This window comes from Pseudomonas sp. lyk4-TYG-107 (assembly GCF_030209055.1).
Classification (GTDB): domain Bacteria; phylum Pseudomonadota; class Gammaproteobacteria; order Pseudomonadales; family Pseudomonadaceae; genus Aquipseudomonas; species Aquipseudomonas putida_A.
This window is the reverse complement of the sequence record NZ_JARVST010000037.1, coordinates 18,018-27,911: the sequence shown is the minus strand read 5'-3', so window position 1 is coordinate 27,911 and position 9,894 is coordinate 18,018. Positions and strand designations below refer to the sequence as shown.

General features: G+C 61.9%; 11 protein-coding genes. 2 read left to right on the top strand and 9 right to left on the bottom strand.

The genetic code is table 11. The features are described from left to right. Positions 1 to 158: 158 nt before the first annotated feature. The 9 genes from QRN61_RS26740 to QRN61_RS26695 form a co-directional block, all read right to left on the bottom strand. Entirely contained in the window at positions 159 to 638 is a 480-nt protein-coding gene (locus QRN61_RS26740) for a GNAT family N-acetyltransferase (RefSeq protein WP_253150204.1), read from the bottom strand. A gap of 13 nt (positions 639 to 651) precedes the next feature. Then, on the bottom strand, positions 652 to 867 hold the full coding sequence (locus QRN61_RS26735) for a DUF4287 domain-containing protein (protein ID WP_150368900.1): 216 nt from the start codon (positions 865 to 867) through the stop codon (positions 652 to 654). A gap of 236 nt (positions 868 to 1,103) precedes the next feature. Further along, the gene (locus tag QRN61_RS26730) at positions 1,104 to 1,652 is read right to left on the bottom strand and encodes a cytochrome b (protein WP_285376287.1); all 549 of its coding nucleotides are present in this window, start codon (positions 1,650 to 1,652) and stop codon (positions 1,104 to 1,106) included. A 173-nt stretch (positions 1,653 to 1,825) separates the two neighbouring features. Further along, positions 1,826 to 2,404, bottom strand: a complete 579-nt coding sequence (locus QRN61_RS26725; RefSeq protein WP_285376286.1) for a LysE family translocator — start codon at positions 2,402 to 2,404, stop codon at positions 1,826 to 1,828. Positions 2,405 to 2,472: 68 nt separating this feature from the next. Further along, positions 2,473 to 3,312, bottom strand: coding sequence for a helix-turn-helix domain-containing protein (locus tag QRN61_RS26720; RefSeq protein ID WP_027611739.1), 840 nt, complete (start codon positions 3,310 to 3,312; stop codon positions 2,473 to 2,475). A 72-nt stretch (positions 3,313 to 3,384) separates the two neighbouring features. Next, the gene (arsH, locus tag QRN61_RS26715; protein ID WP_285376283.1) at positions 3,385 to 4,083 is read right to left on the bottom strand and encodes an arsenical resistance protein ArsH; all 699 of its coding nucleotides are present in this window, start codon (positions 4,081 to 4,083) and stop codon (positions 3,385 to 3,387) included. Between the two features lie 12 nt (positions 4,084 to 4,095). Next, the gene (locus tag QRN61_RS26710; protein WP_103368888.1) at positions 4,096 to 4,566 is read right to left on the bottom strand and encodes an arsenate reductase ArsC; all 471 of its coding nucleotides are present in this window, start codon (positions 4,564 to 4,566) and stop codon (positions 4,096 to 4,098) included. Positions 4,567 to 4,591: 25 nt separating this feature from the next. Then, positions 4,592 to 4,939, bottom strand: a complete 348-nt coding sequence (locus QRN61_RS26705; protein WP_134786699.1) for a metalloregulator ArsR/SmtB family transcription factor — start codon at positions 4,937 to 4,939, stop codon at positions 4,592 to 4,594. A 439-nt stretch (positions 4,940 to 5,378) separates the two neighbouring features. Further along, positions 5,379 to 6,263, bottom strand: a complete 885-nt coding sequence (locus tag QRN61_RS26695; RefSeq protein ID WP_045122518.1) for a LysR family transcriptional regulator — start codon at positions 6,261 to 6,263, stop codon at positions 5,379 to 5,381. Positions 6,264 to 6,396: 133 nt separating this feature from the next. Here QRN61_RS26695 and QRN61_RS26690 point away from each other — a divergent pair, with 133 nt between their 5' ends. Together QRN61_RS26690 and QRN61_RS26685 are read left to right on the top strand one after the other, a co-directional pair. Beyond that, the gene (locus tag QRN61_RS26690) at positions 6,397 to 8,058 is read left to right on the top strand and encodes a GMC family oxidoreductase (RefSeq protein WP_285376281.1); all 1,662 of its coding nucleotides are present in this window, start codon (positions 6,397 to 6,399) and stop codon (positions 8,056 to 8,058) included. Positions 8,059 to 8,189: 131 nt separating this feature from the next. Further along, positions 8,190 to 9,812, top strand: a complete 1,623-nt coding sequence (locus QRN61_RS26685; protein WP_285376279.1) for an MFS transporter — start codon at positions 8,190 to 8,192, stop codon at positions 9,810 to 9,812. Positions 9,813 to 9,894: the final 82 nt, after the last annotated feature.

Below are 9,894 nucleotides of genomic sequence, written 5' to 3'. Positions count from 1 at the left end.
CCACAGGTTCGCGGTCAGGCTCGGGAACTCGTTTTGACTGGGCTGGCGTCTTCGCGAGCAGGCTCGCTCCCACAGGTTTTGGGTCAGGCTCGGGAGGGCGTCTGGCCGGGCTGGCGTCTTCGCGGGCGAGCCCGGCTCCCACAGGGATTGGGGGATGGCTATTGGCGGTGGCGGGTCATGTTGATCAGGGCTGCGCGTCTGCCGCCCGGTGCCGGGCGTTCTTCGATGGAGAACGGCACGAAGCCGAGTTTCGGGTAGAGCAGCAACCCTGCGGTGTTTTCGTTGAAGCAGGACAGCTGCACTTCCCTGGCCTGATACTTTTCAAAGCCGACCGCGGTCATGGTTTCGACGATGTAGCGAGCGACACCCTGGCCACGGGCATAAGGCGCGACGATGACGTTGCCGATACAGCAGACCCCGTCGTGCTCGGCACGGTAGAAGTTGGCGAAACCGACGAACTCGCCGTTGGCCAGAAACGCCGTGGAGTCGAAGCGTTGGCTGATCGCGGTGTGCATTTGTTCTTCCGTCAGCGGGTACTGCGCTTTCGGGAACATGAAGTACAACTCTTGAACGCCCTGCGGAAAGCCGCACAGGGTTTTGACGTCGTCGGCCGTCACTGGCCGGTGGGAGAAATTCATCGCTGCCCTGCCCTCACTTTTTGCCTGCGGCCAAATGGTGCGCGACCAGCGCGTTGGCATGGCCGTGGCCCATGCCGTGTTCATCCTTGAGCCACGCCACCAGTTCCATGTGTTTCTTGTCGGTGATGCCGGCGAGCAGGTTCAGCCAGTGATCGATGGGCTGGCCGTACTTTTTTTCGATGGAGGGGAAGTACGACGCCGGGCCTTTTACCTTGTTGTCTTCGCTCATGCTGCAAGCTCCCTTGGGTCACGACGGAGGGTCGGCGACGCTCCTTGTCGGCATGCCGTAGAGTGGACGCGAAGTGTGATTCGGGCAACTGCAGCGCTCTTCGAGACACCACAAAAACCTGTGGGAGCGAGCCTGCTCGCGAAGGGGCCGTGTCAGACGCCATCATCAGTGGCTGACACATCGCCTTCGCGAGCAGGCTCGCTCCCACAGGGATTGGGGGTTGAAGGAGGTCAGGGTTATTCGGTGCGGCCCGGCAACATTCGCACCAGCGTGTTATCCCGCACCCAGTAGTGGTGAAACAGCCCCGCTGCCGCGTGCAAGCCGATCAGCCAGTAGCCGGCGCTGCCCAGCGTTTCATGCCAGTACTTGAGCTGTTTGGCGAAGTCCGGGTTGATGGCGACTGGTGCCGGGACGTGGAAGCCGAAGTACGGGAACGGTTTGTCGGCGGCGGCGAGCATCAGCCAGGCGAGGATCGGCGTGGCGATCATCAGCACGTACAGCGCCAGGTGCATCAGGTGCGAGATGCCGGTCTGCCAGGCAGGCGGTTTGGGGGTGATCGGCGGGCGTGGGGTCAAGCGACCGAGCAGGCGCACCCAGACCAGGACGAAGATGCTCGTGCCGAACAGGCCGTGGAATCCCATCAGCAGGCCGCGCGCTTCGCTGCCCTTGGGCATGAAGCCCTTGATTTCGACGCAGGCGTAGACGCCAACAAACAACGCCAGCATTAGCCAGTGCAGGGTGATTGAGAGTTTTCCATAACGGGTGACGGCGGTGTCGCGAGTCATAACGTGCCTCGTGATTGTCGTGAGCGACGGTCTCGTCGCAATGGCAGGGCGAACCGATTGCACCACCCTGCCCTTGCAGCCTCAAGACCCCCTGCAGATTGCCCGCTCATTATCCTCACTTCACCTGCAAATTTTGTGAAAAAAACCTCTGCTCTCTCACTCAAACCATCGCCTCAGTTGTGCAGCAACGCAGCGGCGGATGAGACCACCAGCAACACCGCCAGAATCCGGTTCAGCCACTGCAACTGCGCCGGATTGTTCAACCAGCGCGCCGCACCGCGACCGAGCAACGCCCACAGCGCCAGGCACGGCAACGACACCAGAAAGAACGCCAGGCACAACGCGTTCAAGCCCTGCCCTTGCGCGGTGAACACGCTGATCACGGCGATCGCCATCATCCACGACTTGGGATTGACCCATTGCAGCAGCGCGGCGCCGAGCAGGCCCAGTTCGGGTTTTTCCTCGCCGGCGGCGGGATCGATGGCGGTGGCCGGCGCGGTGAAAATCTGCCACGCCAGCCACAGCATCCAGCCCATCCCCAGCGCACTGATCACCGGGCGCACACCGGGCAGCATCAGCGCACTGGCGCCCGCACCGGCGACCCACACCAACGACGCGGCGCCCGCCCCCGCGCCGAGAATGATCGGCAGGCACGGTCGCCAGCCGCGTCGGGCGCTGGTGCTGAGGACAATGAGATTGGTCGGCCCCGGGGTGATCGAGGCAACGAAGGCAAAGAGGATGAACGCAAGCATGGCACGGCCCTGTAGAAAGTCAGGGCCCACTGTGATGGTTGAGCAAGGTGACGGTCTTGAACGTTTGTTCAGCGTCGAAACGTGCCGATGGCGCGTTGCTGATAGGCGCCCGGCGTGATGCCGTAGGCACGCACGAACCAGCGGCCCAAATGGCTCTGGTCGGCGAAGCCGAGGCGGCTGGCGACTTCCACTGGCTGCATGCCGGCCGCAAGCATTTGCCGGCCACGACTGAGGCGCAGCTGGATCAGCCACGCGTGCGGCGCGAGTCCATAAGCAGCCTTGAACGCGCGGGTCAGGCGAAAGCGGTCGGTGCCGCAGACGTCGGCCAGGGTTTGCAGGCTGATGTCCTGCTCGTGGTAGGCCACCAGGTAATCGCGTGCCTGCCGGGCGATCAATGGCGCACGGTTGGCAGCGGTCGGTTGCGGTCGCCGGTACAGGTGAATCGCCAGTCGTTCGAGCAACGCATCCAGTGCCACATCGCGCACCATGCGCACGTCCTGCTTATGCAGCGCATTGAAGGCAAACAAGGTGGCCCGGGCCAGTTCGGGATCATCGTTGAGCACACTGCCGATCCCCGGCAAGCCGCTGCCGTAGCTGCCCAGATGCAAACCGTCCAGCGCCTGCTCCAGCCATGTCGGTTGCAGATAGAGCATGCGATAGGTGAAGCCGTCCGGGCTCGGCGCATCGCCGTCATGGATGTCGCCGGGTTCAAGCATGAAGACCTTGCCCGGCGTGCTGTCATGCCGCGCCCGACGGCTGTTGAAGCGCTGCACGCCTTGCTCGGTGAAGCCGATCAGGTAGGTTTCGTGCCAGTGCGGATCGTAGGCGTGTGCATGCCCGGCGAAATGCGCGTGCAGGGTTTCGATGCCGGTTTCCCGGTCGCGGGCAAGGTCGATCCAGTTGCTCATGGCGTGCGTACAGTGGTGGGCTGGGGCCAGTAATCCACAATTGGCGGGTTGAGGCTAGAAGGTTTGTGCATTTCAGATAGAGCGCTGATTGACCCGCGCCATCAACTGCTCGGCACTTTCCTTGCGTTCGGAATAGCGATCCACCAGAAAATCCTGGCGCTCGCGCAGCAGCACGGTGAACTTCACCAGCTCTTCCATCACATCGACCACGCGATCATAAAACGGCGAAGGTTTCATCCGCCCCGCCTCGTCAAATTCCGTGAACGCCTTGGGCACCGAAGACTGATTGGGGATGGTGAACATGCGCATCCAGCGCCCCAGCACGCGCAGTTGATTGACCACGTTGAACGACTGCGAACCGCCGCAGACCTGCATCACCGCGAGGGTTTTACCCTGGGTCGGACGTACCGCGCCGAGCTCCAGCGGAATCCAGTCGATCTGCGCCTTGAACACCGCCGACATCGCGCCGTGGCGTTCCGGCGAACACCAGACCTGACCTTCCGACCACAGCACCAGCTCGCGCAGTTCCTGGACTTTGGGATGGTCGACCGGGGCGTCGTCAGGCAACGGCAGACCGGACGGATTGAAGATGCGCGTCTCGGCACCGAAGTGCTCCAGCAAGCGTGCGGCCTCCTCCACCAGCAGACGGCTGAAGGAGCGTTCGCGGGTCGAGCCGTAGAGCAGCAGGATGCGCGGTTTGTGTTCGTGCGAAGGTGATGTGATCGGGCCTTCGAACAGCGTGTGATCAAGATTGGGCAAGTGCTCTGACATATGTCCTCCGGCTCAGAGGGAGCCGATGCGATCCAGTTCGCGCTGAAGCTCAACGCGGCTGAGTGATTTGAAAGGAAGACCGAGGAAGGTTGCGCAGCGGCGCTCGATGATCGCCAGCGTGGCACGGAACGCGGCGTCCACTGCGGCCTCGTCACCGCTCACATCAGAGGGATCTTCCAGCCCCCAATGACATTTGATCGCCGGGCCGAAGTACACCGGGCAGGTTTCGCCCGCTGCCTTGTCGCAGACGGTGATGACGATGTCCGGCGGGTTGCCTTCAAAGGCGTCGTTGCCTTTGCTGTACAAACCGTCGATAGCGATACCGGCCTGTTGCAGCGTCGTCAGGCTGCGCGGCAACACTTGGCCCTTGGGGAAACTGCCGGCGCTCACCGCCTCGAAACCCTCGCGCGCCAGATGATTGAACATGGCTTCGGAAAGGATGCTGCGGCAACTGTTGGCCGTGCACATGAACAGGACACGCATGGATAGCTCCGGGGATATTTGAAATTCAGCAGCACGCGGTTTCGCGGGCAGGACGGCCGTCCATGTTGTGCAGGCGACAAGCATTGTCCTTGAGCCAATCGGCGTTGGCCGTGGCCGTGACCTTGAGGATCTGGTGAACCCAATCCGGCAGCTCCGGGTTGAGCCGGTAATAGACCCACTGACCCTGACGGCGATCGAGCAACAACCCATTGCTGCGCAGTTGCGCGAGGTGGCGGCTGATTTTCGGCTGGCTGTCGTCGAGGGCGCACATCAGCTCGCAGACACACAGCTCACCCTGCTCGGCAATCAGCAAGGTGGCGCGGGCACGGGTTTCATCGGCCAGGCTTTTGAACAGTTCTGTGGGGGTGAGCATGGGGGGCGGGCTCGAACATATGGAAAACCGAATATACGGATATCCATATATTATTCAACCCCGAATTCAAGCCACACCGCAGCCCCCCCCTGTGGGAGCGAGCTTGCTCGCGAAGGCGTAGTGTCAGTCGATGTCTACGTCACAGACATGCCGCTTTCGCGAGCAAGCCCGCTCCCACAAGGGGATTTGTGTGGGCGGGACTATCCGCGCAACAGCTCCTGCTCCGCCTCGCAAAGGCCGACGACATAATCCCAGACCAACCGCAACCTTACTGACTTGTGCAGCTCGCGTCGGGTGCTGATCCAGTAAGGCAACAACCGCAGAACCCTGTGGGAGCGGGCTTGCTCGCGAAGGCGTAGTGTCAGTCAATTCCTATGTCACAGACACACCGCCTTCGCCAGCAGGCTGGCTCCCACAGGGGGATTTGTGCAGGGCAGGACTAGCCGCGCAACAGGCCTTGCTCCGCCTCGCAAAGGCCGACGACATAATCCCAGACCACCCGCAACCTTACTGACTTGTGCAGCTCGCGCCGGGTGCTGATCCAGTAGCTGCGCTCGATGCTGTCATCCGGCAATAACGCCACCAGATCCGGATCCGACGCGGCCATGTAGCAAGGCAACACCGCAATGCCCAATCCCGAGCGCGCCGCTTCCTGCTGGGCGATGACGCTGGTGCTATGGAACACCACGCGCGGGCTGCGGCAGAAGCTGTTGAGGAACATCAGTTCCTGACTGAACAGCAAATCATCGACATAACCGATCCACGCATGCCGCGCGAGGTCTTCGCGGCTGCGCAACGGCGGTGCGTTGTCGAGGTAGCGTTGGCTGGCGTAGAGCGCCAACCGATAGTCGGTGAGTTTGCGCGTGACCAGCATGTCCGCCGCGGGGCGCTCCAGATGAATGCTGATTTCCGCCTCGCGGTTGAGGATGCTGACGAAGCGCGGCACGGCGACCAGTTCCACTTCCAGCCCCGGATAGCGTTCGAACAGGCCGATCATCCGACTGGCGAGAAACTTGATGCCCAGCCCTTCGGTGACGCCGACGCGGATCTTGCCCAGCGGTGCGGTGGACTGGGTGATTTCTTCCTGGGCCAGCAGTGCGACGTTCTCCATGGCTTCGGCGTGCTTGAGCAGCGCCTCGCCGGCCGGGGTCATTTCATAGCCCTGGGCGTGCTGGACAAACAGCGCGGTGCCGAGGCTTTTTTCGATGGCCTCGATGTGTCGGGCCACGGTGGCGTGAGTAGTGTTCAAGCGCCGGGCAGCGGTGAGCAGGCGGCCGCTGCGTTGCAACTCCAGAAAGAACCGCAGGTCATTCCAGTCGAACATGGGGTGTCCTTGTCAGCTATCGTCAATCCAGGCTGTTTGAAAACGCACAGCGGCTGCGCAAAAACTAACATTCTTTTAACGAAAGCTAACAACTAGAGTGTCCGACAATAAAAACAAAAAGCGAGGTCAGGGAATGCAGACTTCCCTTGAAGAATACGACTACATCGTGGTCGGCGCCGGCCCCGCCGGGTGCCTGCTGGCCAATCGACTGTCGGCAGACAAACAGCAGCGGGTGTTGCTGCTCGAAGCCGGCGGACGCGACAACTACGCATGGATTCACATCCCCGTGGGTTACCTGTTCTGCATCGGCAACCCGCGCACCGACTGGTGCTTCAAGACCGAAGCGCAACCCGGCCTGCAAGGTCGCAGCCTGAGCTACCCACGCGGCAAAGTGCTCGGTGGCTGCTCCTCGATCAACGGCATGATCTACATGCGCGGCCAGGCTGGTGACTACGACGGCTGGGCCGCCGAGGGCAATCCGGGCTGGGCCTGGAACGACGTGCTGCCGCTGTTCAAACAGAGCGAAAACCACTTTGCCGGCGCCGCTGAATTTCACGGTGCCAAGGGTGAATGGCGGGTCGAGCAACAGCGGCTGTCATGGCCGATTCTCGACGCGTTTCGCAGCGCCGCCGAGCAGAGCGGCATCGCCAGCATCGACGACTTCAATCAGGGCGACAACGAGGGTTGCGGCTACTTTCAGGTCAACCAGAAGGCCGGGGTGCGCTGGAACGCGGCCAAGGCTTTTCTCAAACCGATTCGCGAGCGGGCCAATCTGACGGTGCTGACCGGGGTTGAAGTGGATCGGGTGCTGCTGGAAAACGGCCGTGCTTCAAAAGTCAGCGCACGTCACGAAGGTCAGGTGAAAAGCTTCAAGGCGCGCAAGGAGATTGTGTTGTGCGCTGGCGCCGTGGGTTCGCCGAGCATTCTGCAGCGCTCCGGGATCGGCCCGCGTCCGCTGCTCGAGCGCCTCGGCATCGGGGTGATTCATGAGCTGCCGGGGGTTGGCGGCAATCTGCAGGATCACCTGCAACTGCGCCTGATCTACAAACTGCAGAACGCTCGGACCCTGAATCAGATCGCCGGCAGCGTGTGGGGCAAGATGGGCATGGGCCTGCGTTATCTGTATGACCGCAGCGGGCCGCTGTCGATGGCGCCGAGTCAGCTCGGAGCATTTGCCCGATCCGGGCCGGAGCAGACTTCCGCCAACCTTGAGTATCACGTGCAGCCGCTGTCGCTGGAGCGTTTTGGCGAGCCGCTGCACAGCTTTCCGGCGTTCACCGCGTCGGTGTGTGATCTGCGTCCGCAGAGCCGTGGCCGCATCGACATCCGTTCGGCAGACCCGCAGGACGCACCGCTGATTCAACCGAATTACCTCAGCCATCCCGAGGATTTGCGCGTGGCCGCCGATGCGATCCGCCTGACCCGACGCATCGTCAGCGCCCCGGCCCTGCAAGCGTTCAAACCGGTGGAATACTTGCCCGGCGACAACCTGCAAAGCGAGGAGCAATTGCACGAAGCGGCCGCGCGCATCGGCACGACGATTTTCCATCCGGTCGGCACCTGTCGCATGGGCAATGACGCGGAAGCGGTGGTCGATGCGCAATTGCGCGTGCATGGCGTGCCCGGCCTGCGCATCGCCGACGCCTCGATCATGCCGCGCATCACCTCGGGCAACACCTGTTCGCCTACGCTGATGATTGCCGAGAAGGCGGCGCAGCTGATCCTTTCAGGACCTCTACACATTCCCCCTGTGGGAGCGAGCCTGCTCGCGAATGCGGTAGCACATTCAACATAATTGTTGACTGACACATCGCCTTCGCGAGCAGGCTCGCTCCCACAGGAATCAGCAGATTCAAGGCATCACGCAGTACCCGGACACGCAACACCAGTGGAACAACAAAAACAATCACTGTGAGGGATACCGATATGTCAGAACACGCTCAGCCGCTGGACGCCGTGCGCAGCGCGGAGACCAGCCCGGATACACGCAAAGTCATCTTCGCCTCGTCCCTGGGGACGGTGTTCGAGTGGTATGACTTCTTCCTCTACGGCGCCCTCGCGGCGGTGATCAGCAAGCAGTTTTTCGCCGGGGTCAACGACACCACGGCGTTCATCTTCGCGCTGATGGCCTTTGCCGCCGGGTTTATCGTGCGGCCGTTCGGGGCGCTGGTGTTCGGTCGGTTGGGGGACATGATCGGGCGCAAATACACCTTCCTCGCGACCATCATTCTGATGGGGATCGCCACGTTCTGCGTCGGCCTGCTGCCGACCTACGCCAGCATCGGCATTGCCGCGCCGATCATTCTGGTGGTGCTGCGCATGCTTCAGGGTCTGGCCCTGGGCGGTGAATACGGCGGTGCTGCGACCTATGTGGCGGAACACGCGCCAATCGGCAAACGCGGCTTCCACACCAGTTGGATTCAATCCACTGCAACCCTCGGCCTGCTGCTGTCGCTGCTGGTGGTGCTCGGTTGCCGCTACTTCACTGGCGATCAGTTTGAAGTCTGGGGTTGGCGCATCCCGTTCCTGCTGTCGATCGTGCTGCTGGGCATTTCCACCTGGATCCGCCTGAGCCTGCACGAGTCGCCGGCGTACCTGAAAATGAAAGAGGAAGGCAAAGCCTCGAAAGCGCCGATCCGCGAATCCTTCGGCAAATGGGAGAACCTCAAGGTCGTGCTGATCGCGCTGTTCAGCATCAACGCCGGGCAAGCGGTGACCTTCTACGCTGCGCAATTTTACGTGCTGTTCTTCCTCACCCAGTTCCTGAAAATGGACCCGGCGGTGGCCAACAGCCTGCTGATTATCAGCGTGGTGATCGGCGCGCCGTTCTTCATCATTTTCGGCTGGCTGTCGGACAAGGTCGGACGCAAACCAGTGCTGATGCTCGGGCTGCTGCTGGCGACCGCGTTGTACTTCCCGATCTTCAAATCCCTGGCGCACTATGCCAACCCGGCTATCGATCAGGCCAGCCGTCAGGCGCCGATCACCGTGCTGGCCGATCCGGCGACCTGCACCTTCCAGTTCGACCCGGTGGGCAAGGCCAAATTCGACAGCCCGTGCGACAAGGTCAAGACCTTCCTGGTCAAGCAGGGCCTGCCCTACTCCAGCGTCGCCGCCCCGGCCGGCAGCGGCGTGCAGGTGAGCGTCGGCGACGTGAAAATCGACGGCTACGACGAATCCGCCCTGCGCGGCGCGGTGACCCTCGCCGGCTACCCGCAACAGGCCGACCTGCAACAGATCAACAAACCGATGATCGTGGCGCTGATCGTCGCGCTGATCATCATCTCGGCCATGTGCTACGGCCCGCTGGCTGCGCTGATGGTCGAACTGTTCCCGACCCGCATCCGCTACACCTCGATGTCCCTGCCGTATCACATCGGCAATGGCTGGTTTGGTGGATTCCTGCCAACGGTGTCATTCGCGCTGGTGGTGTACACCGGGGATATTTTCTATGGGCTGTGGTACCCGGTGCTGATTACCGGGGTCAGCCTGGTGGTGGGGATGATTTGTCTGCGGGAAACGAAGAATATCGATCTCGATAAGAACTGAATCTGAAACATGATCCTTTGGTAAAAAAACCTGTGGCGAGGGGATTTATCCCCGATGGGGTGCGTAGCGCCCCCCTTGAAAA

Excerpts from the sequence above, each read along its gene's own strand:
- QRN61_RS26740 (WP_253150204.1), bottom strand. The coding sequence starts at position 638 with ATGAATTTCTCCCACCGGCCAGTGACGGCCGACGACGTCAAAACCCTG.
- QRN61_RS26735 (WP_150368900.1), bottom strand. The coding sequence starts at position 867 with ATGAGCGAAGACAACAAGGTAAAAGGCCCGGCGTCGTACTTCCCCTCC.
- QRN61_RS26730 (WP_285376287.1), bottom strand. The coding sequence starts at position 1,652 with ATGACTCGCGACACCGCCGTCACCCGTTATGGAAAACTCTCAATCACC.
- QRN61_RS26725 (WP_285376286.1), bottom strand. The coding sequence starts at position 2,404 with ATGCTTGCGTTCATCCTCTTTGCCTTCGTTGCCTCGATCACCCCGGGG.
- QRN61_RS26720 (WP_027611739.1), bottom strand. The coding sequence starts at position 3,312 with ATGAGCAACTGGATCGACCTTGCCCGCGACCGGGAAACCGGCATCGAA.
- arsH (WP_285376283.1), bottom strand. The coding sequence starts at position 4,083 with ATGTCAGAGCACTTGCCCAATCTTGATCACACGCTGTTCGAAGGCCCG.
- QRN61_RS26710 (WP_103368888.1), bottom strand. The coding sequence starts at position 4,566 with ATGCGTGTCCTGTTCATGTGCACGGCCAACAGTTGCCGCAGCATCCTT.
- QRN61_RS26705 (WP_134786699.1), bottom strand. The coding sequence starts at position 4,939 with ATGCTCACCCCCACAGAACTGTTCAAAAGCCTGGCCGATGAAACCCGT.
- QRN61_RS26695 (WP_045122518.1), bottom strand. The coding sequence starts at position 6,263 with ATGTTCGACTGGAATGACCTGCGGTTCTTTCTGGAGTTGCAACGCAGC.
- QRN61_RS26690 (WP_285376281.1), top strand. The coding sequence starts at position 6,397 with ATGCAGACTTCCCTTGAAGAATACGACTACATCGTGGTCGGCGCCGGC.
- QRN61_RS26685 (WP_285376279.1), top strand. The coding sequence starts at position 8,190 with ATGTCAGAACACGCTCAGCCGCTGGACGCCGTGCGCAGCGCGGAGACC.